The 20,776-nt window shown below is 70.3% G+C and carries 18 protein-coding genes; 8 read left to right on the forward strand and 10 right to left on the reverse strand.

The genetic code is table 11. From position 1 onward, the window contains the following. Nucleotides 1-117 precede the first annotated feature (117 nt). Nucleotides 118-3,879: a multifunctional oxoglutarate decarboxylase/oxoglutarate dehydrogenase thiamine pyrophosphate-binding subunit/dihydrolipoyllysine-residue succinyltransferase subunit gene (locus tag RYJ27_RS08530; RefSeq protein ID WP_330172030.1), complete on the forward strand. Its 3,762-nt coding sequence runs from the start codon at nucleotides 118-120 to the stop codon at nucleotides 3,877-3,879. 60 nt (nucleotides 3,880-3,939) lie between these two features. Here the strand turns inward: RYJ27_RS08530 and RYJ27_RS08535 are convergent, their stop codons facing one another. The 3 genes from RYJ27_RS08535 to RYJ27_RS08545 are packed head-to-tail and all read right to left on the reverse strand — an operon-like array spanning nucleotide 3,940 to nucleotide 6,208. Beyond that, nucleotides 3,940-5,244 (reverse strand): GNAT family N-acetyltransferase, encoded by a 1,305-nt coding sequence (locus RYJ27_RS08535; RefSeq protein ID WP_330169899.1) that lies wholly within the window; start codon nucleotides 5,242-5,244, stop codon nucleotides 3,940-3,942. Between the two features lie 56 nt (nucleotides 5,245-5,300). After that, a complete protein-coding gene (locus RYJ27_RS08540) occupies nucleotides 5,301-5,543 on the reverse strand; it encodes an anti-sigma factor family protein (protein ID WP_330169900.1) in 243 nt (80 codons plus the stop codon). Beyond that, on the reverse strand, nucleotides 5,540-6,208 hold the full coding sequence (locus tag RYJ27_RS08545) for a sigma-70 family RNA polymerase sigma factor (protein WP_422732825.1): 669 nt from the start codon (nucleotides 6,206-6,208) through the stop codon (nucleotides 5,540-5,542). The genes RYJ27_RS08540 and RYJ27_RS08545 overlap by 4 nt, the downstream gene beginning before the upstream one ends. Nucleotides 6,209-6,243: 35 nt before the next feature. Between RYJ27_RS08545 and aroA the strand changes: the two genes are divergently transcribed. The 3 genes from aroA to bcp are packed head-to-tail and all read left to right on the forward strand — an operon-like array spanning nucleotide 6,244 to nucleotide 9,180. After that, nucleotides 6,244-7,596, forward strand: coding sequence for a 3-phosphoshikimate 1-carboxyvinyltransferase (gene aroA, locus RYJ27_RS08550; protein WP_330169901.1), 1,353 nt, complete (start codon nucleotides 6,244-6,246; stop codon nucleotides 7,594-7,596). Between the two features lie 22 nt (nucleotides 7,597-7,618). Next, nucleotides 7,619-8,674 carry a ribosome small subunit-dependent GTPase A gene (gene rsgA, locus RYJ27_RS08555; RefSeq protein ID WP_330169902.1) on the forward strand — a complete coding sequence of 352 codons (1,056 nt, stop codon included), beginning with the start codon at nucleotides 7,619-7,621 and terminating at the stop codon, nucleotides 8,672-8,674. Between the two features lie 29 nt (nucleotides 8,675-8,703). Further along, on the forward strand, nucleotides 8,704-9,180 hold the full coding sequence (bcp, locus tag RYJ27_RS08560) for a thioredoxin-dependent thiol peroxidase (protein ID WP_330169903.1): 477 nt from the start codon (nucleotides 8,704-8,706) through the stop codon (nucleotides 9,178-9,180). 28 nt (nucleotides 9,181-9,208) lie between these two features. On the opposite strand, the gene RYJ27_RS08565 is transcribed toward bcp, so the two are convergent. After that, on the reverse strand, nucleotides 9,209-9,607 hold the full coding sequence (locus RYJ27_RS08565) for a histidine kinase (RefSeq protein ID WP_330169904.1): 399 nt from the start codon (nucleotides 9,605-9,607) through the stop codon (nucleotides 9,209-9,211). Nucleotides 9,608-9,863: 256 nt separating this feature from the next. On the opposite strand from RYJ27_RS08565, the gene RYJ27_RS08570 reads away from it, so the two are divergent. Further along, nucleotides 9,864-10,112, forward strand: a complete 249-nt coding sequence (locus tag RYJ27_RS08570; protein WP_036295594.1) for a WhiB family transcriptional regulator — start codon at nucleotides 9,864-9,866, stop codon at nucleotides 10,110-10,112. A gap of 21 nt (nucleotides 10,113-10,133) precedes the next feature. Here RYJ27_RS08570 and RYJ27_RS08575 read toward each other — a convergent pair whose 3' ends face one another. Next, the gene (locus RYJ27_RS08575; protein WP_330169905.1) at nucleotides 10,134-11,654 is read right to left on the reverse strand and encodes a sensor histidine kinase; all 1,521 of its coding nucleotides are present in this window, start codon (nucleotides 11,652-11,654) and stop codon (nucleotides 10,134-10,136) included. A gap of 246 nt (nucleotides 11,655-11,900) precedes the next feature. On the opposite strand from RYJ27_RS08575, the gene RYJ27_RS08580 reads away from it, so the two are divergent. Beyond that, nucleotides 11,901-13,001, forward strand: a complete 1,101-nt coding sequence (locus tag RYJ27_RS08580) for an IS110 family transposase (RefSeq protein ID WP_330172032.1) — start codon at nucleotides 11,901-11,903, stop codon at nucleotides 12,999-13,001. 73 nt (nucleotides 13,002-13,074) lie between these two features. Here RYJ27_RS08580 and RYJ27_RS08585 read toward each other — a convergent pair whose 3' ends face one another. Together RYJ27_RS08585 and RYJ27_RS08590 are read right to left on the reverse strand one after the other, a co-directional pair. Beyond that, the gene (locus RYJ27_RS08585) at nucleotides 13,075-14,391 is read right to left on the reverse strand and encodes a CpaE/TadZ family protein (RefSeq protein ID WP_330169906.1); all 1,317 of its coding nucleotides are present in this window, start codon (nucleotides 14,389-14,391) and stop codon (nucleotides 13,075-13,077) included. After that, nucleotides 14,388-15,014 carry an SAF domain-containing protein gene (locus RYJ27_RS08590; protein WP_330169907.1) on the reverse strand — a complete coding sequence of 209 codons (627 nt, stop codon included), beginning with the start codon at nucleotides 15,012-15,014 and terminating at the stop codon, nucleotides 14,388-14,390. The genes RYJ27_RS08585 and RYJ27_RS08590 overlap by 4 nt, the downstream gene beginning before the upstream one ends. 137 nt (nucleotides 15,015-15,151) lie before the next feature. On the opposite strand from RYJ27_RS08590, the gene RYJ27_RS08595 reads away from it, so the two are divergent. Next, nucleotides 15,152-15,433, forward strand: a complete 282-nt coding sequence (locus RYJ27_RS08595) for a helix-turn-helix domain-containing protein (RefSeq protein WP_330169908.1) — start codon at nucleotides 15,152-15,154, stop codon at nucleotides 15,431-15,433. Between the two features lie 11 nt (nucleotides 15,434-15,444). On the opposite strand, the gene RYJ27_RS08600 is transcribed toward RYJ27_RS08595, so the two are convergent. Next, entirely contained in the window at nucleotides 15,445-16,044 is a 600-nt protein-coding gene (locus RYJ27_RS08600) for a hypothetical protein (protein ID WP_330169909.1), read from the reverse strand. Nucleotides 16,045-16,169: 125 nt separating this feature from the next. Between RYJ27_RS08600 and RYJ27_RS08605 the strand changes: the two genes are divergently transcribed. Continuing rightward, nucleotides 16,170-16,601 (forward strand): Rv3235 family protein, encoded by a 432-nt coding sequence (locus tag RYJ27_RS08605; RefSeq protein WP_330169910.1) that lies wholly within the window; start codon nucleotides 16,170-16,172, stop codon nucleotides 16,599-16,601. A 22-nt stretch (nucleotides 16,602-16,623) separates the two neighbouring features. Here the strand turns inward: RYJ27_RS08605 and RYJ27_RS08610 are convergent, their stop codons facing one another. After that, nucleotides 16,624-17,850 (reverse strand): pyridoxal phosphate-dependent aminotransferase, encoded by a 1,227-nt coding sequence (locus RYJ27_RS08610; protein ID WP_330169911.1) that lies wholly within the window; start codon nucleotides 17,848-17,850, stop codon nucleotides 16,624-16,626. A gap of 66 nt (nucleotides 17,851-17,916) precedes the next feature. After that, on the reverse strand, nucleotides 17,917-20,724 hold the full coding sequence (gene secA / locus RYJ27_RS08615) for a preprotein translocase subunit SecA (protein ID WP_330169912.1): 2,808 nt from the start codon (nucleotides 20,722-20,724) through the stop codon (nucleotides 17,917-17,919). Nucleotides 20,725-20,776: the final 52 nt, after the last annotated feature.

Consider the following 20,776-nt stretch of genomic DNA (forward strand, 5'->3'; position numbering starts at 1 on the left):
CCCTCCGCGCTCACGCCGACCCGCCGGGCAAACTGGGTTAGGCTTGACAGTCGTGCACGGGCGCCACCGGATGCCCGCGCGAACCAATCTGCACCGATGAAAGTGGGCGATCGAGCCGTGTCGAGCCAGGTGACGGGCGTCGGGACTTCGAGCGAGGGTGAATTCGGGGCCAACGAATGGCTCGTCGACGAACTCTACGAGCAGTTCAAAGCAGACAAGAACTCCGTCGACAAGGCATGGTGGCCGGTCCTCGAGGCCTATCACCCCGTCGACCAGCACGCGGACCCGGCGCCTTCGACGCCCGCGCGTTCCGAGCAGGTCTCGGAGGCTGCGCCGCCCAAGGCGGATGCCCCGGCCGCCGCACGAGGCGAAGGCTTCGGCGAGCCGCGCCCCGTCACCGCCCCCGTGCCCGTGATCGGCGCGCAGCCGGTCGCGCGCACGACGGCGCGGCCCGCGTCGCCGCAGCCGATCCCCGCGCAGGCGCCCGTCTCCACAGCGGGCGGCTCGGACGAGGCGCTCGAGGACGACAAGGTCACGCCCCTGCGGGGAATGCCGAAGACCCTCGCCGCGAACATGGACGAGTCGCTGACCGTCCCCACCGCGACCAGCGTGCGCACCATCCCCGCGAAGCTGATGATCGACAACCGCATCGTCATCAACAACCACATGTCGCGCACGCGGGGCGGCAAGATCAGCTTCACCCACCTCATCGGCTGGGCCATCATCCAGACGCTCAAGGCGTTCCCCAGCCAGAACGTCTTCTACGCCGAGATCGACGGCAAGCCCTCCGTCGTCGCTCCCGCGCACATCAACCTCGGCATCGCGATCGACCTGCCCAAGCCGGACGGCACGCGTGCGCTAATGGTCCCGAGCATCAAGCGCGCCGACACGATGACGTTCGGCGAGTACCTCGCCTCCTACGAGGACCTCGTCGGCCGCGCCCGCGCCGGCAAGCTCTCCGCGGCCGACTTCCAGGGCACGACCATCTCGCTCACCAACCCCGGCGGCATCGGGACGGTGCACTCCGTTCCCCGCCTCATGAAGGGCCAGGGCTGCATCGTCGGCGCCGGTGCCCTGGAGTACCCCGCCGAGTTCCAGGGCGCGAGCGAGAAGACGCTCAGCGAGCTCGCGATCGGCAAGACGATCACGCTCACGAGCACCTACGACCACCGCGTCATCCAGGGTGCCGGGTCGGGCGAGTTCCTCAAGAAGATCCACGAGCTGCTCACGGGGCACCACGGGTTCTACAACGACATCTTCGCGGCCCTGCGCATCCCCTACGCCCCGATCCACTGGGCGAGCGACATCAACGTCGACGTCGCCGAACGGATCGACAAGACGGCTCGCGTGCAGGAGCTCATCAACTCGTTCCGCGTCCGCGGGCACCTCATGGCCGACATCGACCCGCTCGAGTACGTCCAGCGCACCCACCCCGATCTCGAGATCGAGAACCACGGGCTGACGTTCTGGGACCTCGACCGCGAGTTCGTCACGGGCGGCTTCGGCGGCAAGCGCGTCATGAAGCTCCGCGACATCCTCGGCGTCCTGCGGGACTCGTACTGCCGCACCATCGGCCTCGAGTACATGCACATCCAGGACCCGGGTCAGCGCCGCTGGTTCCAGGAGAAGGTCGAGGTGAAGTACACCAAGCCCGGCCACGACGAGCAGCTGCGCATCCTGTCCAAGCTCAACGAGGCCGAGGCGTTCGAGACCTTCCTGCAGACGAAGTACGTCGGGCAGAAGCGGTTCAGCCTCGAGGGCGGCGAAGCGCTCATCCCGCTGCTCGACGAGATCCTCCAGGGCGCCGCCGAGGCCCGGCTCGACGGCGCGGCCATCGGCATGGCGCACCGCGGTCGCCTCAACGTGCTGACGAACATCGCCGGCAAGACGTACGGCCAGGTCTTCCGCGAGTTCGAGGGAAGCGTCGCCCTCGGCAACAAGCGCGGGTCCGGCGACGTGAAGTACCACCTCGGCACCGAGGGGACGTTCGTCGATGACCGCGGCACCGAGCTTCCCGTGTACCTCGCAGCGAACCCCTCCCACCTGGAGACCGTGAACGGCGTGCTCGAGGGCATCGTCCGCGCCAAGCAGGACCGCCGCCCGATCGGGTCGTTCTCGTGGCTGCCGATCCTCGTCCACGGCGACGCGGCCTTCGCCGGTCAGGGCGTCGTCGTCGAGACGCTGCAGATGTCGCAGCTGCGCGCCTACCGCACCGGCGGCACCATCCACGTCGTGGTGAACAACCAGGTGGGCTTCACGACCCTCCCGCAGGACGGCCGCAGTTCGGTGTACGCCACGGATGTCGCGAAGACGATCCAGGCGCCGATCTTCCACGTCAACGGCGATGACCCCGAGGCCGTCGTCCGGGTCGCCCAGCTCGCCTTCGCCTACCGCGAGGAGTTCCACCGCGACGTCGTGATCGACGTGGTGTGCTACCGCCGACGCGGACACAACGAGGGCGACGACCCCTCGATGACGCAGCCGCTGATGACGAATCTCATCGAGGCCAAGCGCTCGGTGCGGCGCCTCTACACCGAGTCGTTGGTGGGTCGCGGCGACATCACCGAGGAGGAGTACGAAAGCGCCAAGCGCGATTTCCAGGACCGCCTCGAGGTCGCGTTCGCCGAGACCCACGCCGCCGAGACGGGCTCGCACGACATCGTCACCGACGGCACCGTGGACGGCGCCGAGGAGGAGCTGAACTGGGGCGAGCTCGAGACGACCGGCGTCTCCGGCGACGTCGTGCGCCTGATCGGCGACGCGTTCGTCAACAAGCCCGAGGGCTTCACGGTGCACCCGAAGATCCAGCAGTTGCTCGACAAGCGCCTCGACATGAGCCGCAAGGGCGGCATCGACTGGGCGTTCGGAGAGCTCCTGGCGTTCGGCTCCCTGCTGCTGGAGGGCACGAACGTCCGCCTGGCGGGACAGGACTCCCGTCGAGGCACGTTCGTGCAGCGCCACTCGGTGCTCCACGATCGCGCCAACGGGCAGGAGTGGATCCCCCTCGCCAACCTCAGCGATCGTCAGGGCCGCTTCTGGGTCTACGACTCCCTGCTGAGCGAGTACGCCGCGATGGCGTTCGAGTACGGCTATTCCGTGGAGCGTCCCGACTCGCTCGTGCTGTGGGAGGCGCAGTTCGGCGACTTCGCCAACGGCGCCCAGTCGGTCATCGACGAGTTCATCTCCTCCGCCGACCAGAAATGGGGCCAGCAGTCGAGCGTCACGCTGCTGCTCCCCCACGGCTACGAGGGTCAGGGCCCCGACCACTCCTCCGCCCGCATCGAGCGCTACCTGCAGATGTGCGCCCAGGACAACATGATCGTCGCCCGGCCGTCCACTCCCGCGTCGTACTTCCATCTGCTGCGTCGTCAGGCCTACGCGCGGCCCCGGCGCCCCCTGGTGGTCTTCACCCCGAAGGCGATGCTGCGGCTGCGCGGCGCGACCAGTCCGGTGGAGGACTTCACGCAGGGACGCTTCGAGCCCGTGCTGGACGACAACCGCCATCCCGACGCTTCGACGGTGAAGAAGGTGCTCCTGCACGCGGGGAAGATCCATTGGGATCTGCGCGGCGAGCTCGACAAGAACCCCGACCCCGCCATCGCCCTGGTGCGCGTGGAGCAGTTCTATCCGGCACCGATCGACGAGCTGAAGGCCGTCATCGACCGCTACCCGAACGCACAGCTCTGCTGGGTGCAGGACGAGCCCGAGAATCAGGGCGCCTGGCCGTTCATCGCGCTCGAGATCGTCCGCCATCTGGGTGGCCGTACGATCCGGCCCATCACGCGCGCCGCGGCCGCCTCGCCCGCCACCGGCTCGCCGAAGGTGCACGCACAGGAGCACGCCGAGCTGATGAAGAAGGCGCTCGCTCCGGCCGAGTGAGCCGGCATGCGAAGAGGGGGGATGCCGCGGCATCCCCCCTCTTCGCTTTCGTCCTCGTCGTCAGTACCAGATGCCCAGCGAGGGAGCGACGGGAGAAGCGAAGGCGCGGTCGAGGGCGGCGACGGTCTCCGGGGAGCCGCCGACCATACCGGCCCACCGCAGCGTCGACAGCCGCACGCCACCGAGGTAGACGGCGCCCAGCGCCCGGACGCTCAGCGTCGCCTGCGGGCTCTCGTCGGTCGGGGTGAGCGTCGCCGATCCCGAGTCGTCGACCGAGAGCCGCCACACGCCGTCGGCGAAGCCGAGCGGGTCCTCCACCGCGATCACCACATCGACGGGCGCGGAGAACGAACGGGCCTGCAGCGCCGTCGGCACATCGAGGATGCGCACCCAGCCGTGATCGCGCACCGTCGCCTCCAGGCCGCGTTCGTCGCGCATCAGCCAGGGCAGCGGCTCATCCACCGACCGAAGACGCGCCCGCACGCGATGGACGAGGTCGTGCTCGACGACGAAGCGCCAGAGCGCCGCGTAGGCCTCACGGGTCTCGGCGAGCAGCACCCGGACGTCCAGGGTGTTGCGTGCGAAGTCGGAGTCGTCCTCCGTGATGCGGTACACCAGGACGCCGCGGTGCTCGCCCTGCGCATCGCTGTAGGCCACGATGCGGATGCGTCCGGCGTGCTCGGTCCCCCGCGCCACGCCCGCGAACTGGCGCCAGCGGCCCTCCCAGCCGTCGACCTCTCCGGGGGTTGCGCGTCGCACCCGCTCGTGGACCTCTCCGAGCACCGCCACGGCGCTCTCGCGGTCGACGTGGTCCAATCGACCGGTCGTCTCCGGCCCGGCCCACCCGGCGCGCCGGGTGTCGATCTCCCAGTTCGCGACCCGGACGGCCGGCGCGAAACCGTAGCGACCGTAGATCGTGGCCTCCGAGACGGTCAGACCGGCCACGGGGATGCCGGCGGCCGCCGCCGTGCGCAGCTCGCCCTCCAGCATCGCTCGGGCGATCCCCTTTCGGCGACGGGTGCCGGAGACGGTGACGCCGCTGATGGCCCAGAACGGGACGGTGCGTGCGCCGGGCACGCTCATCTCGCCGACCCAGGAGTTGATCGTCGCCACGGGCGTCGCGCCCGCGCTCGCCGGGGCGTCGAACACCCCCGTCCACCGTCGGTAGCCGAGCGCCTCGCGGAACTCGGCGATCTCCTCCTCGGTGTTCTCGCCGCCGAGGAAGCCGCGGCTCTCGGCCTCGGTGTACGCGCGGGCGGACGCGGGATCGGTGGAGTCCACGAGCCGGTACTCGAATCCGCGACGCTCGAGCGCGGCGAGCGATTCGGCGTCAAGGGGCAATGTGCGTGCGTCGGGCTGAGGCATCGTTCCAGGCTATCGGGCCGACACCGCCGCCCCCCGCGGCCCCCGAGACCGTGTGATCAGTGGTGCGCCTGCGCGGTGCGCAGACGAGCGAGCACCTGGTCGCGGAGCTGCTCCGGCGCGGTCTCGCGGCACGCCCGCGCCACGACCTCCGTGAGCGTCTTCGCGACGAGCGCCTCGTCGCGGCACGCGGGGCATTTCGCCAGATGCTCGGCGATGTCCGTGTGCTCGGTCTTGCACACCTCGTCGCGCAGGTACTCCTCGAGGTCGCGACGTGCCTTCTCACATCCGCAGTCCGTCATTTTCCGCTCCTGGGGCCGGCGGGGGCGATGCCCCGTTCCTTCGCATAATCGGCGAGCAGGTCACGCAGCATGCGCCTGCCACGATGCAGGCGACTCATGACCGTGCCGATCGGGGTCTTCATGATGTCGGCGATCTCCTGGTAGGCGAACCCCTCGACGTCCGCGAGGTACACCGCGAGGCGGAAGTCCTCGGGGATCGCCTGCAGGGCGTCCTTCACGGCCGACGAGGGCATATGGTCGATCGCCTCCGCCTCCGCCGAGCGGCTGCTCGTCGCGGTGGTCGATTCGGCACCGCCGAGCTGCCAGTCCTCGAGATCGTCGATCGTGCCCTGGTAGGGCTCGCGCTGCTTCTTCCGATACGTGTTGATGTACGTGTTGGTGAGGATGCGGTAGAGCCACGCCTTCAGGTTCGTGCCCTGCTGGAAACTCGCCCACGATCCGAACGCCTTCACGAACGTCTCCTGGACGAGGTCCGCGGCGTCGGCCGGGTTACGCGTCATCCGCATGGCGGCCCCGTAGAGCTGGTCCATGAAGGGAAGCGCCTGCGACTCGAATTGATCGCGGGCGGTGGCGCCCGTCGCGGCGTCCTCGCGGGGCTCGTCGTCCATGACCACCCAGTCTAGGCTGGCGACGTCCTCGCGGCCGCGCTCCAGTGTCTGGATCATGTCGTCCTCTCGTGTGCTCGATAAGGTAGAACCTGATGACACACGACGGATATTCCCCGCACCCCGACCCCGGTGCCGTGGTCGCGCGGGATGCCATCGCCTGGCGTGCGCCGCAGGCGGATGGACCGTTGAGGGCAGAGTTGACGCTTCCCGGCTCGAAGTCGCTGACGGGGCGCGAGCTCGTCCTCGCCGCGCTCGCCGACGGGACGAGCACCCTTGTCGCTCCCCTGCACTCCCAGGACTCCGCGCGGATGATCGACGCGCTCCGCACCCTCGGCGTGACGATCGAGGAGAGCGAGCACACCGGTCCCTACGGGCCGGACCTCGTCGTGACCCCGCCGGCGTCGTTCCGCGGCGGTGCCGAGGTCGACTGCGGGCAGGCGGGCACCGTGATGCGCTTCGTCGCCCCGCTCGCCGGGTTCGCGCGCGGCGACGTGCGGATGACCGCCCACGAGACCGCCCTCCACCGCCCGATGGGCGAGATGATCCACGCGCTGCGCGAGGTCGGAGTGGACGTGGACGACGGCGGCAACTGGTCCCTGCCGTTCACCGTGCGGGGGCACGGACACGTGCGGGGCGGCGAAGTGCATCTCGACGCCTCCCGCTCCAGCCAGTTCGTGTCGGGCCTGCTGCTGTCGGCGGCGCGCTTCGACGTCGGCCTTCACCTGATCCACACGGGTCGGCGCCTGCCGAGCATCCCGCACATCGACATGACGATCGAGTGCCTCGCCCACCGGGGCGTGCGCGTCGAGCGCCCGGCCCCGAACGAATGGGTGGTCGCCGCGGGCCCCCTGCGAGCGAAGGACGTCGCGATCGAGCCCGATCTCTCCAACGCCGCGCCGTTCCTGGCGGCGGCGATGATCGCCGGCGGCACCGTGTCGGTGACGGGGTGGCCGGCCCACTCCACTCAGCCGGGTGCCATGCTCACCGAGATCCTCCACGACGCTGGTGCGCGCCTGCATCGGCGCGGCGGGGTGCTGACGCTCACGGGCTCCGGCGTCCGCGCTTTCGACGTGGACCTCTCCGCCGCCGGCGAGCTCGCGCCGACCATCGTCGGCCTGGCAGCGCTTGCCGACGGCGTCTCGACGATCACGGGAATCGGGCACATCCGCCTGCACGAGACCGATCGCATCCGTGCCCTGGTGGACGGCATCAACGCCCTCGGCGGCGATGCGCAGGAGCTTCCGGACGGCATCCGGGTGACCCCGCGTCCCCTGCACGGCGGCGTGTGGCGCTCTCATCACGACCACCGCATGGCCACGACCGGCGCGCTCATCGGGCTCGCCGTCCCCGACGTCGTCATCGACGACATCGGGGTGACCGCGAAGACCCTTCCCCAGTTCGCACAGCTGTGGCGGCAGATGCTCTCGGAGGGCGCGACCGCATGACCGGGACGGTGCGGGTTCGCGCATGACCGGCGCCGCCTGGTGGGACGACGACGCGGACGACGACGAGCCCGAATACGACGAGGCGGATGTCCGGGTCCGGCCCAATCCGAAGGGCAACCGGCCGCGCACCAAACGACGCCCGAGCCACGACGACGCGGTCATCGGCCGAGTCCTGGGGGTCGATCGCGGGCGCTACGCCGTCCTCCTGCACGAGGACACCGCCGACGAGCGCGAAGTGATCGCCACGCGGGCCCGCGAACTGCGCAAGCAGCCGATCGTCACGGGGGACGCCGCGCGAGTCGTGGGAGACACGACGGGCGACGAGGGCACCCTCGCCCGCATCATCGGGATCGAGGAGCGCAGGACCCTGCTGCGGCGCTCGGCCGACGACACCGACCAGGTCGAACGGGTCATCGTCGCCAACGCCGATCAGATGCTGGTGGTGGTGGCCGCGGCCGACCCCGAACCGCGGGCGCGCCTCGTGGACAGATACCTGGTCGCCGCGCTCGACGCCGGCATCCGGCCGCTCCTCGTCGTCACGAAGACCGACCTCGCCGACCCGACCGACTTCCTGTCCCACTTCGAGGGGCTCGACCTCGAAGTCATCACGAGCGCCCGCGGCGAGATGCCTCTCGAGCGCATCGGTGCCGAGCTCGTGGGTCACTCGACCGTCTTCGTCGGGCACTCGGGCGTCGGCAAGTCCACCCTCGTCAACGCCCTCGTGCCCTCTGCACTGCGGGCCACGGGCCATGTCAACCAGGTGACGGGACGCGGACGCCACACCTCGTCCTCGACGGTGTCCCTGCGCTACACCTCCCCCGCCGGCAACGGCTGGGTCATCGACACCCCGGGCGTGCGCTCGTTCGGGCTCGGCCACATCGACCCGGCGAACATCCTGCGCGCGTTCACAGACCTCGCAGAGCTCGCCGAGCAGTGCCCCCGCGGCTGCACCCACCTCCCCGACGCGCCCGACTGCGCGCTCGTGGAGGCCCTGCACGCCGGCCGTCTGGGGCCGACGGCGGCCGCCCGTCTGGATTCGCTCCAGCGCCTGCTGACGACGTTCGGCACATCGGTCTGAACCGGTCCGTCGCTCGCTAGGCTGACGGGGTGAACAGCGCCAGACTCGAAGCCGGTACGACCGCACCCGATTTCACCCTGATCGACCAGGACGAACGCGAGGTCGCCCTGTCGAGTCTTCGCGGACGCCGCGTCATCCTCTACTTCTATCCCGCCGCGATGACGCCCGGATGCACGACGCAGGCCTGCGACTTCCGCGACAGCCTCTCCTCCCTTCAGGGCGCGGGCTACACGGTGCTCGGCATCTCGCGGGACACACCCGCGAAGCTGCGCGAGTTCCGCGACAACGACGCGCTCACGTTCGATCTCCTGAGCGACCCCGACCACGCCGTCCATGACGCGTACGGCGCCTGGGGCGAGAAGACCAACTACGGCAAGACCGTCGAGGGAGTACTGCGCTCGACGTTCGTCGTCGACGAGGAGGGGACGCTCACGCACGTCCTCTACAACGTCAAGGCCACCGGCCACGTGGCGCGGCTGCGGGCGACGCTCGGCCTGGACGACTGAACGTCACGGGCTGCCGCACCGCCCGCCGTCACTCCTGTGCCGCGTCACCCGATCGCGGGCGGGCGGCGGCACGAGCCGCGGCGATCACGAGGGCGAGCGCGAGGATCGCGGGCGCCGCGAGAACCACCGCCGTGGCGAGGCTGCCGTAGGCCCCCGTCGCGGCCCCGAGTGCGACGGCGAGGATGAGGAGTTGCGCAACGATCGCGCCCGAGCGCGCCCACCCGTGCCGCCCGAGGATCGCGACCGCGAACGCGACGAGCGCCGCCGATCCGGCGGCGGTCATCAGGATCAGTGCCAAGGCGCTGGGGCCGTCCCCCGCGCCCCCGGCCACGAGCGCGGCGATCATCCACACGGCCGTCGCCGCGAGTGCGATGCCCTCGACGGCCACGACGACCGCTGCTGCGACGGTGACGGGGTCCTTGCGCATAGATCGGCTTCCCTCCCACTCACCGGGGAGCAGGTTGTAGGATTCCTCCAGCGCTGACCGGGAACACGCAGCATCCTGCACACAATGGTGACGTCGAACTCTTGATCCCACCGCCGCGCTTGTGGGACGATAGAGGAAGCCATGTGCTCCCACAGCGCCGTGGGGCGAGCAGTCGCTCGCACCTCACCAGGGTACCGGACCCGAATCGAACTCTGAGCACTCGCTCATTCCCCCCACTGCAACAAGGAGCATCTGCATGGATTGGCGCGACAAGGCCGCCTGCCTCACGGTCGACCCGGAACTGTTCTTCCCCGTCGGAAATACCGGACCTGCGGTCGACCAGATCGAAAAGGCGAAGGCCGTCTGCGCCCGATGCACCGTGACCGAGATCTGCCTGCAGTACGCTCTCGAGTCCGGTCAGGACTCGGGCGTGTGGGGCGGACTCTCCGAAGACGAGCGCCGCGCCCTCAAGCGCCGCGCCGCCCGCGCCCGCCGCGCGTCCTGACCTCTCCCGCGCCCCGTCGCCTCAGTGACCCAGAGGCACGGGGCGTGTGTCTGCCCGCGAGCGGTCGATCCACCGGAGTGGGATGTCGATCGTGACCTCGGTTCCGCTGCCGACCAGCGTGTGCCAGTCGATCGTCCCTCCCAGCTCGCCCTGGATGAGGGTGCGCACGATCTGCGTGCCCAGACCGCGACCCACCTGACCCTCGGGAAGGCCCGAGCCGGTGTCCCGGACGCTCACCTTGAGGCGTGACGTGCTGCGCATCGCCTCGATCTCGACCTGACCCTCGCGCCCCGCGAGTCCGTGCTCCACGGCGTTCGTGACGAGCTCGGTCAGGGCGAGGGCCAGCGGCGTCGCATACTCGCTGGGCAGCTCGCCGAACGTGCCGATCGAGCGCGTCTGCGCCCTGGTGCCGGCACCCGCGGCAACCTCGGCCACGAGCTTGAGGACCCGAGCGAACACCTCGTCGAAGTCGACGGACTGGGCGAGCCCCTCGGAGAGGGTGTCGTGCACGACGGCGATCGCGGAGACGCGCCGCATGGCCTGCGTGAGAGCGTCACGCGCCTCCTCGGAATGCGTCCGACGCGCCTGGATCCGCAGCAGCGAGGCCACCGTCTGCAGATTGTTCTTGACGCGGTGGTGGATCTCGCGGATCGTCGCGTCCTTGGTGATCAGCTCCTGCTCCTGGTGCCGGATCTCCGTCACATCGCGGCAGAGGATGATGGCGCCGATCCGCTCGCCGCGGGCCCGCAGCGGGATCGCCCGCAGCGACACGGCCACTCCCCGCGCCTCGATGTCGGAGCGCCACGGGGCGCGGCCGGACACCACGAGCGGGAGCGACTCGTCGATCGTCTGCTTCGTCGGCAGGACCTTCGCGGTCACCTCGCTGAGCGATTCGCCTTCGAGCTCGTCGTCGAATCCCAGGCGCCCCCACGCCGAGAGCGCGTTCGGGCTCGCGAAGGTGGTGATGCCGTTGACGTCGAGGCGGATGAGTCCGTCGGACGCGCGCGGGGCGCCGCGCCGCGGTCCGGTCGGCGCCGAGAGATCGGGGAAGTCCCCCGAGGCGATCATCCCGAAGAGGTCGTCTGCGCAGTCGTTGAACGTGATCTGCTGACGGCTCGGCGCCCGCGCCTCCCCGAGGTTCGTGTGGCGGGTGAGCACCCCCACCACGGTCGGCTCGCTCCCCTCGCGGCGGTCGTCGCGCACGATCGGCACGGCGCGCACCCGCGTGGGGGTCTCCTCGAACCAGTCGGGCGACGCCGAGTCGACGATCGCGGCGGTGCGGAATGCCTCACGCACCTGGGTCGCCCACTGGGGCCGCACCCGGTCGCCGACGATGTCGCGGTAGAAGAGCGTGGCGGCGCCGGACGGTCGGGTGTGGGCGACGGCGACGAACGAGTCGTCGGGCGTAGGGACCCAGACGACGATGTCGGCGAAAGCGAGGTCGGCCAGCAGCTGGCCGTCGCCCGCAAGGCGGTGCAGCCATTCCACGTCGGCATCGCTGGAGAGCGCCTGGGCGTAGACGAGATCGGTGAGCGTCGACACTCCCCCAGCCTAATGGGGGTGCATCGCGTGGCCCGGGGGGCCAGTGTGGTGTCCGAGTCCACCAGCGAGTGAGCACTCCTCCAGCCTGACGCCGTCATGAGGTCTAGGCCTAGATCGTGCCCTCGCTGGTTGGTGAGGAGGCCGTGATGGCTGCTGGGATGACGTGCTTCGAGCACTGAACCATTAGGACGCTGCGAGCTTTCTCCGGGACGAGCAATGATCAGGTTCGCGAAGGGAGCGGGGACGATGTTGTTCCTCGGTGATGACTGGGCGGAAGCCCACCACGACATCGAACTGCAGGACGAGCAGGGCGCAGTGCTGGTTCGGCGTCGACTGCCGGAGGGGGTGACGGGGTTGGCGCGGTTGCACGCGCTGATCGCGGATCATCTCGACGACGCCGACGATCCGAGCGTGGTGTTCGTGGGGATCGAGACGGATCGGGGCGGGTGGGTGCAGGCTCTGATCGCGGCCGGGTACTCGGTGTATCCGATCAACCCGCAGCAGTCGGCCCGGTACCGTCAGCGGCACTCGACGTCGGGCGCGAAGAGCGACCCCGGGGATGCGCACGTGCTCGCGGAGATCGTCCGCACCGACCGTGATCATCACCGGCCCGCGACCGGCGACAGCGACCTCGCCGAGGCCGTGAAGGTGCTGGCGCGGACCCATCAGACGATGATCTGGTCGAAGCAGCGGCAGGCCAATCAGCTGCGGTCGATGCTGCGAGAGTTCTACCCTGCCGCGTTGACCGCGTTCAGCGACGACCTCGCCGGACGAGACGCCCTCGCCGTCCTCGCCGCCGCGCCGACCCCGGCCGCCGGACGGGCACTGACCCGGACCCGGCTGGTCTCAGTGCTGCGCCGGGCGGGACGGCGACGCAACCTCGAACACCGCGCGATCGAGATCCTCACCGCTCTCCGGTCCGAGCAGCTCGAACTGTCCGGACCAGTCGCGGCCGCCTACGGCGCCGGGGTCACCGCGATCGGCGCGAGGGTGCTCGCCGAGTTCGGAGACGACCCCGACCGCTTCGCCGACGCGAAAGCGCGCCGGAACTACGCCGGCACCAGCCCCATCACCCGCGCGTCCGGCACCCGACGGGTCGTGCTCGCCCGCTACGCCCGCAACAGACGCCTCGCAGACACCATGCACCAACAGGCGTTCTGCGCACTCAGCACGTCACCCGGCGCTCGAGCGTTCTACGACGCCCACCGCGCCGCGGGAAACACCCACCACGCTGCGCTACGAGCCCTCTCGAACCGGCTCGTCGGGATCCTCGACGGCTGCCTCCGCCACCACACCCGCTACGACGAAACCATCGCCTGGGCACACCGCCACACCCTCGCCGCTTGACAACCTACGACCCTGGGATATCTAGGCGCACCCGGAGACCGCATCCGCTGCCGCACGGGGCGGCGCCGCTCCCCTACGCCGTGCGCCGGCGGACGCGCCGTGGACCGCGTCCGCTCGCGTGCTCGTCGCGCACGCCCGCCGCGGGCTCGCCGCCGATCTCGGCCATCACGCCCTCGCCGACCAGCCGCCGGACGCCCGTGACGAGCGGGGAGCGCGGCGCGACCTCGGCGAGCGGGCGCGCCTGCAGCACCGCCGCGTCCGTCGCGCGCGGATCCTCGGGAAGGAACCAGACCCGGTCCACCCCCGCGAACCTCGCGAGCGCGCGCCGGACCTGTCCTCGCCCGTCGAAGCCGAGTCCGCCCGGGCGCAGGCGGTTCACGGCGATCAGCACGGGCACGGGTCCCACGACCTGACGCAGGTCCGCGTGTGCGCGCAGGAAACGGGCCACGCCCACCGGTTCGGCGGCGCACACGGCCACGACGACATCGGCCGCGCGCAGCGCCGCCAGCGTCGCGGCGTTGCGGCGGGGTCCCTCGAGGTCCGAGGTGATCTCGTCGTCCTCCTCCAGCGAGGGCGCGACATCCACGACGGTGAACCGCGCCCAGCGCCGGCACTCCTCGAGCGCCGCCGCGACCCGCGAGGCCGACAGCTCCGGCCAGCGAGCGGGCCGATTGATGCCGCACAGCACATCGACCTGCGCGTCGCGGTGCTGCACGGGGATGCTGATGCGTAGAAGCTCTCCCGCATCCAGATCGCCCGCCTCTGCGTGGCGGCAGGCTGCGGCGAAGCCGGGTCCCTCGTCGGGCAGCCCGAGCGCGAGCGCCTGCGAGGGCGCCCGCGTGTCGGCGTCGACGAGCGCCGTCACCCCGGCGCCGCGCGCGAGCTCGAACGAGAGCGCGGCAGCGAGCGTTGAGCGCCCCGGGGCGCCCTCGGGCCCCCACACGACGATCACGGAACCCCGAGGGTCTGAAACGTCGCGCCCCAGGGCGGTCACCGGAGCGAAGAGGGGGTCGGGCGCGAAGCGGCGCACCGCCTGGACGACCGCGTCGGCGTCGCCCGGATCCACCGGCTCGTCGAGCCCGAACGCCGCCGCGAGCCGATCGGCGTCGGCACCGGAGCCGACCGCGACGATCCGGGCTCCGCCCCGATCGCAAAGGGTCACCAGCTCCCGCGTGAGCACGGACCGATGAGCCCACACGATGACGGTGTCGGCGCCCTGAAGCAGCGCCGGGGCGGCCGCACCGCGCGGATCGCCCGGCCCGACGACGGCCCCCGCGGACAGCGCGAGCGGATCGAGCATCGCGACGGCCTCGAGGCCCGCGCGGTGAAGGGCCTCGGCGAGCACGCCGTCGTGCGGTGCGCCGACGGCCACCGCGACGCGAGCGCTCATCCGGGCACGCCCGAGGGCACGACCGACAGCGCAGCGCCGGACGAGACCGCCGCGAGCACGGCCGCGACGTCGGCTCGCGGGATGACCAGTTCGGTGCTGGCGCCCGCAGACGCGAGCACGCCCTGGTCGGCGTCGACCCGCACGACCGTCGCGTCCGGCACGAGGATGGCGGGCGTGCCGAATCCGCCGTCCTCGAGCGGCGGTGCGGACCACAGCTCGACGACGCCGCCCGCACCGACGGATGCGGGCACCTTCGTCGATGTCGTGACGACGACCGAGGCGGTGGCGGATGCCGCGGCATCCGTCACCGCCTCGGTCGCGATCAGCTCGCCCCGCGGAATGGTCCTCGCCGCCACCGCGCCGGGCCCCAGCTCGCCACCCGCGAGGTAGCGGTCCGAAGCGACGCCGAGCGAGACGTCAACGACCCGCAGGTCCGCCTCTGCGATCCGCTCGCCGGCGACGATCGTCCGTGACGCGGCCAGCACCGGAGTCGTCGTCCGCGCCGCGGCGATCGTGGCCCACACCCCCGCCACCGACAGGACCACAAGACCCAGCCCGACGAAGAATCGGGCGTCCGACCAGAAGACGCGTGGCCGGGCGCGCACCGAGTGTTCGGCATCCATTGGCTCCCCCAGAAGCGGTCTCGGGAACCTCTCCCCGCGACCTCCCGCCCCATCGTGGACCATCGCGCGGGAGATCGTTCTGGATTATCCACAGCAAAGCGCGCCCGAGCGTCGTCGGCGGGGGCCATAATGTCAGCATGTCCGAAAGCCCCCCCTTCGGCGTGCGTTACCTCGCCCCCTCCCAGGTGGCCGAGCTCCTCAGCATCTCCGTCGACGAGGTGCTCGACCTCGTCCACGAAGGTCGGCTTCGCGGCGCCCGCCTCGGCTCACCCGCGAAGTGGCGCATCGAGGAGGAGAGCCTGCGGGGGTACATCGACGACCAGGTCGAAGAGGCCCGGCAGATGCATCTGTGGCAGCAGTCGCAGGCCGCGAGCTTCCCCGAGGTGTGGAACCCGGGCGGATCCACCCGCCCCGAGTAGCAGCCGCACCCTCACAGCATGCTCGGAGTGTGCATTCCGCTCCACCGCACGCACGCGACCGACGCGAACGGAAGTACCCGTACGCCCCTCACCTCGCTGGGACGCCGAGGTATCCCGGCATCGTGCAACGCGATGTCCAGATGATCGGCACCGACCCGATCGATCGTTCCGGTCACGACCGTCCCCGCGGCGGTGTCGATGCTCACGCCCAGGCGCCGGCGCGACACGTCGCGCAGCACGAAGCCGAGCGTCAGGCGCTCGGCGACCGGTGAGGGGGCCGGCGATCCAGCTCCCGCTCGCATCGTCTCCACCGGCATCGTCACGGATCGGACCGCCGGCACCGGGATGAGCGCGAAGACACGGGATCCGTCGACGCGGAGAGCGATGAAATCCGCTCCCACCGCGCGGATCTCCCCGCGCACGGTGGTGTCCTCCGTAACCTCGACCGCGACGGACGCCGCCTCGCCGCCGGCCATCGCCCGCAGCCGCTCGCGCAGCGTCAGGCGAGCGACCCGTAGTCGCTCGGCCTCCGCGTCGAGAGCGACGCGCTCGGCCTCCGCGTCCGCGGCGAGCTGGTCCTCGAGGTCCTCGAACAGGCGATCCCAGCGCACACCGCGACTCTAAGGCAGAATCATCGGCCACTCCCGAGTTATCCACAGCAATGACTCGGCCCTCCCGCGGCGGGGCGCCCTATGTTCTACTCGACTCCACCCGGTCCCTTGACAGATTGGCCAGCATGGTCGCGTCCGCTTCCGGCACAGCAGCCGAACCCCGCCACGCCCACATCGCCGACGACTACTTCTCGCGGCAGCGCACGCCCAGCTCGGCGCTGCCGGATCCGGAACCGCTCCTGCTCAATCTCGCCCGCGGCGTGCTGGAGGTGCTCGCCGGGGCGCGGGAAGCGGATCAGTTCGCCCGGTGGCTCGCCGAGGACGCATACCGAAAGCTCGTGATCCGCAGCAACCTCGCCGCCCGCGCCCGCAGCGCGCGGGGTGTGCGCGCTGCGCGGCCGCATCACACGATCCTCGCGCTACGCCAGATGAGTCCCGCCGACGGCGTCGTCGAGGCGGTCGTCGTCATCGCGGGACCGCATCGGACGCGGGCCATCGCCATCCGCCTGGAAGGCATGGACGGCCGCTGGCGCGCCGCCTCGCTCGCGCTGCTCTGACGCGGCACCGCGCCCGCGCGCCTCAGGGGCGGTAGGACGCGAGGAAGTTGCCCAGCCGTTCGATGGCGTCGGCGAGCACGCGGGACTCCGGCAGCGTGACGATGCGCAGGTGATCGGTGGTCGGCCAGTTGAAGCCCGTCCCCTGCACGAGCAGCACACGCTCCGCGACGAGGAAATCGTAGACGAACTTCGCGTCGTCGGGTATCTCGTACACGTCGGGATCCAGTCGCGGGAACGCGTAGAGCGCACCGCGCGGCTTGACGCAGGACACCCCGGGAATCGCCTCCAGGCCCTCCCAGGCGACGTCGCGCTGCTCGTGCAGCCGCCCCGTGGGCGCGATGAGGGAATCGATCGACTGCACACCGGACAGGGCCGCCTGCACGGCGTGCTGCGCGGGGACGTTCGGGCACAGCCGGGTCGACGCGAGCAGATTGATGCCCTCCAGGAAGCCCGCGGCATGCCGCTTCGGGCCCGTGATGACGAGCCACCCGGAACGGTATCCGGCCACACGATAGGTCTTCGACAACCCGTTGAACGTCAGGCACAGCAGATCGGGCGCGACGCTCGCGAGCGGGATGTGCTGGGCGTCGTCGAACAGGATGCGGTCGTAGATCTCATCGGACAGAAGCAGCAGCGAGTGCTCGCGCGCGATCTGGACGATGCCCTCCAGCACCTCACGGGAGTAGACGGCGCCCGTCGGGTTGTTGGGGTTGATCACGACGATCGCTTTCGTGCGCGGGGTGATCTTCGCCCGGATGTCCTCGAGGTCGGGTTGCCACTCGTGCAACTCGTCGCACACGTAGTGGACGGGCGTACCGCCGGCGAGGCTCGTCATGGCGGTCCACAGCGGATAGTCCGGCGCGGGGATCAGCACCTCGTCGCCCTCGTCGAGAAGCGCCTGCATCGTCATCGTGATCAGCTCGGAGACGCCGTTGCCGAGGAAGACGTCGTCGGGGTCGACGCGCGGGAAGCCCGCCTCCTCCTCGTACCGATAGACGACGGCGCGCCGCGCCGACAGGATGCCGCGGCTCTCGCTGTAGCCGTGCGCGGTGGGGATCGCGGCGATCATGTCGCGGACGATCTGGTACGGCGCCTCGAACCCGAAGGTCGCCGGGTTGCCGGTGTTGAGCTTGAGCACCGTGTGCCCCTCGGCCTCGAGCCGTGCGGCCTCGACGAGGGCGTTGCCGCGGATCTCGTAGAGGACGTTCTTCAGCTTCGAGGACTGATCGAGGGGACGGAGGCTGCTCATCGGCTCAGGATACCGGCGGCTGCATGAGTCCACCCGCCGCCGGCTGGCCTGCGCTGTGTCGCCGCTCTACTTCTTCTTCGACGCCGCGCGGCGCTCGGCGCGGTTGCCCGGCGCGGCCCCCGCGCCATCCGTGGGCTGACCGAACGCGCCCCGCGCGGCGGCCGCGGGCGCCGGGGCGTCCTGGCCCTGAGCCCGCGCCGCCGCGGCGCGCTGCAGCTTGGCGGTGGCCGCCTGCTGCACCTGTCCGCGCTCGTTGCGCACCTCGATCTCGCCGGCGTCGTTCGGCGCGGAGAACTCGAGCTTCTGATCGCCGGGGCCCTCGGACAGGCCCTTCGCCTCGACCTCGGCGTGCGCCTGCTCGCCCTCGCCGGCACGACGCACCTCGACCTCGAGGTTGAAGAGGTAGCCGACCGACTCCTCCTTGATCTGCCCCATCATCGACTGGAACATCTGGAAGCCCTCGCGCTGGTACTCGATGAGCGGGTCGCGCTGGGCCATCGCCCGCAGGCCGATGCCGTCCTTCAGGTAGTCCATCTCGTAGAGGTGGTCGCGCCAGCGGCGGTCCAGCACCTGGAGCACGACGCGTCGCTCCAGTTCGCGCATCGCCTCGGCGCCCAGGGTCTCCTCACGGGCGGCGTAGGCGATCTTCGCGTCGGAGACGAGCTCGCGGGTGAGCCCGTCCGTCGTGATGCGGCCCTTGGCACCCGCCTCGGCGACGACCTCCTCGATCGTGACGCCGACGGGGTACATCGTCTTCAGCTCGGTCCACAGCGCGTCGAAATCCCAGCCCTCGCTGTGACCCGACCCCGTGTGCTCCGCGATGACCGCCGTGACGGCGTCCTCGATGAAGTGCTGCACGCGATCGGCGATGTCATCCCCCGCGAGGATGTGGCGCCGGTCGGAGTAGATCGCCTCGCGCTGCCGGTTGAGCACATCGTCGTACTTCAGGACGTTCTTGCGCGTCTCGGCGTTGCGGGACTCGACCTGGGACTGGGCGCTCTTGATCGCGCGGCTCACCATCGAGGACTCGATCGCGACATCGTCGGGGAAATTCGCCCGCGCGAGGATCGCCTCGGCCGCGCCCGACTGGAACAGGCGCATGAGGTCGTCGGTGAGGGACAGGTAGAAGCGGCTCTCGCCGGGATCGCCCTGACGGCCGGATCGGCCGCGGAGCTGGTTGTCGATCCGTCGGGACTCGTGCCGCTCGGTGCCCAGGACGTACAGGCCCCCGACCGCGACGACCTTCTCGGCCTCCTCGGCGACCGTCGCCCGGGTGCCCTCGAACACCTCGTCCCAGGCGGCCTCGTACTCCTCCGGCGTCTCCACGGGGTCGAGTCCGCGCGCCTTCATCTCCTGCACCGCAAGGAACTCGGCGTTTCCGCCCAGCATGATGTCGGTGCCGCGTCCCGCCATGTTCGTCGCCACGGTGACGGCGCCGAGCCGACCGGCGCGGGCGACGATCTCGGCCTCACGGGCGTGGTTCTTGGCGTTGAGTACCTCGTGCTTGATGCCCTTCTTGGCGAGCATGCGGGAGAGGTACTCGCTCTTCTCCACGCTCACCGTCCCGACGAGGACCGGCTGTCCCTCCTCGTGGCGGCGCGCGATGTCCTCCACGACCTGCACGAACTTGGCCTGCTCGTTCTTGTAGACGAGGTCCGGCTGATCCTTGCGCACCATCGGCCGGTTGGTGGGGATCGGGACGACGCCGAGCTTGTAGGTCGACATGAACTCGGCGGCCTCGGTCTCCGCGGTTCCCGTCATGCCCGAGAGCTTGTCGTAGAGGCGGAAGTAGTTCTGCAGCGTGACGGTGGCGAGGGTCTGGTTCTCCGCCTTGACCGGAACCCCCTCCTTCGCCTCGATCGCCTGGTGGATGCCCTCGTTGTAGCGACGCCCGGCGAGGATGCGACCGGTGTGCTCGTCGACGATCATGACCTCGTCGTTGATGACGACGTAGTCGGCGTCGCGCTTGAACAGCGCCGTCGCCTTGATCGAGTTGTTGAGGAACGAGATCAGGGGCGTGTTGGCGGATTCGTACAGATTGTCGATGCCGAGGTAGTCCTCGATCTTCTCGATGCCGGGCTCCAGGACGCCGATCGTGCGCTTCTTCTCATCGACCTCGTAGTCGACTCCGACCTCGAGCGTGCGGGCGATCTTCGCGAATTCGGTGAACCAGCGGTTGGCCTCGCCGGAGGAGGGACCCGAGATGATGAGCGGCGTGCGCGCCTCGTCGATGAGGATCGAGTCGACCTCGTCGACGATCGCGAAGAAGTGTCCGCGCTGGACGAGGTCCTCCTTGCGCCAGGCCATGTTGTCGCGCAGGTAGTCGAAGCCGAACTCGTTGTTCGTGCCGTAGGTGATGTCGGCGGCGTACTGCTCGCGGCGCTGCGCGGGGGTCTGCCCCGCGACGATGACGCCCGTGGTCATGCCGAGCGCACGGAAGACGCGCCCCATCAGCTCGGACTGATACGTCGCGAGGAAGTCGTTGACGGTGATGACGTGCACGCCCTCGCCGGCGATCGCATTCAGATACGCGGGAAGGGTCGCCACGAGGGTCTTGCCCTCACCGGTCTTCATCTCGGCGATGTTGCCGAGATGAAGGGCCGCACCGCCCATGATCTGCACGTCGTACGGGCGCATCCCGAGCGTGCGCTTGGCCGCCTCGCGCACCGCGGCGAAGGCCTCGGGCATCAGCTGATCGAGCGTCTCCCCCGCCGCGTACCGGGCGCGCAGCTCCGCGGTCTCCCCGCGCAGTTCCTCGTCGGTCAGCTGCGCATAGTCCTCCTCGAGGGCGGCCACGGCTTTGACGACCTGCTGGAGCCTCTTGAGCACACGGCCCTCACCGGCACGCAGCAGTTTCTCGAGGGGATTGGCCACGGGGAGATCTCCATCCGTTCGGGCGTCGGCACGGCGAGCCGCCGTGCGACTG

The sequence above is a fragment of the Microbacterium limosum genome, from assembly GCF_036324365.1.
GTDB lineage: Bacteria > Actinomycetota > Actinomycetes > Actinomycetales > Microbacteriaceae > Microbacterium > Microbacterium limosum.